Annotated in this window: 1 protein-coding gene; it reads left to right on the plus strand. The window is 55.7% G+C overall.

Annotated elements, in window-relative coordinates:
• The first annotated feature begins 75 nt into the window (after positions 1-75).
• Positions 76-1,137: an IS110 family RNA-guided transposase gene (locus tag JCM12178_RS17380; RefSeq protein WP_054653233.1), complete on the plus strand. Its 1,062-nt coding sequence runs from the start codon at positions 76-78 to the stop codon at positions 1,135-1,137.
• The last annotated feature ends 214 nt before the right edge of the window (positions 1,138-1,351 follow it).

Raw genomic sequence — 1,351 nt, forward strand, 5'->3', positions numbered from 1 at the left:
CGAAAATACCATGTCGGCACTCCCGAGTTTTGCTGGTAACAACACCAGTGAAACCAAAACCAAAGGGAGGCCGACATGGCAAAGCTCAAGGTATCATCAGTCCACCGGTTTGTAGAAGCTTTTCGTGGCGAAGAGATCTGGATCGGCGTTGACGTCCACAAACGCAGCTACAGCGTGGGACTTCTCCGGCCTGACGGGATGATGAAGGATTGGACCTGTCCGGCCGACAACCAGGCTCTGGTTAGGACGATTTTGTCCCTGCCCGTTCGGCTTGGTGCAGTTAGTTACGAAGCCGGACCTACGGGATTCGGCTTGGCACGAGCACTTGAGCAAGTCGGAATCCCGGTTATCGTCGCAGCCCCGAGCCGTATCCCCCGCCCGGTTGCGGCATCCAACAAGACGGATAGCCTCGACTGCCGCAAACTGGCTGAGCTGGCTTCATCCGGTCTCATTCGGCCCATCGCGATTCCAACGGAAGCCGAGGAGGCCTTTCGGTCTCTCCAACGCAGACGACATCAACTTACGGATTCGCTTCGCAAGGTGAAACAGCGAATTCGTGCGTTGTTCTTGAGCTTCAACATCCAGGAGCCGCCCGGTATCGACAAGTGGGGCAAAGTCGCAGTTGCCGAAATCGCAAGAATTGAATTTCCTCATTGCGCAAACGAGACCAAGGTGAGCCTTCTCCGGGAGTTACATTACCTTAAGGACGCACAACGGGAAGTGGATGGATTGCTTCGAACGCACGCCAAGGAACAAGACGAGGCGCGACGTATCGCCGCCATGAGGTCCGTTCCCGGCGTCGGCGAGGTGGTCGCGACCGCTTTTGCGGCCGAGATCTATCGACCGGAGCGCTTCAACCGCAGTGAGGAAGTCACCGCCTATCTCGGGCTGGCCCCGGTGATCCGACAAAGCGGTGGCGGAAAAGGAAAGTCGTTTATCCGCCCGGTCGGACAAAGACGATTACGAAGCCTGCTTGTCGAAGCGGCCTGGGGGTGGAAACAAAGAGACGAATGGGCGCAAGGCTTCTACAATCGAATTTTGAGCCGCCACGGCATTCCGCAAAAAGCGATTACCGCGCTGGCTCGAAAGCTGGCCGCTCTGCTGTGGAAGCTCAGCTTGCCACCGGCAACGGCCTGAACGGATCGCGGGGGGCTTTAGGTAGCGTAGACTACGAACGAAAATTGCGATCCAAAAATCAACACCGTACCGAATCGGTACTTGGTGCCGCTGAGCACGAATAAGAAAAGGAATACTTGATAATTACGCCACAAGGCGAGGGTAAACTATGGCCTGTGAAATAGTGAAATCAAGATATACGGGAGTCCTTGACATGGGGCCGCATAAGAAAAAG

The organism is Salidesulfovibrio brasiliensis JCM 12178, assembly GCF_001311825.1.
GTDB classification, from domain to species: domain Bacteria; phylum Desulfobacterota; class Desulfovibrionia; order Desulfovibrionales; family Desulfovibrionaceae; genus Pseudodesulfovibrio; species Pseudodesulfovibrio brasiliensis.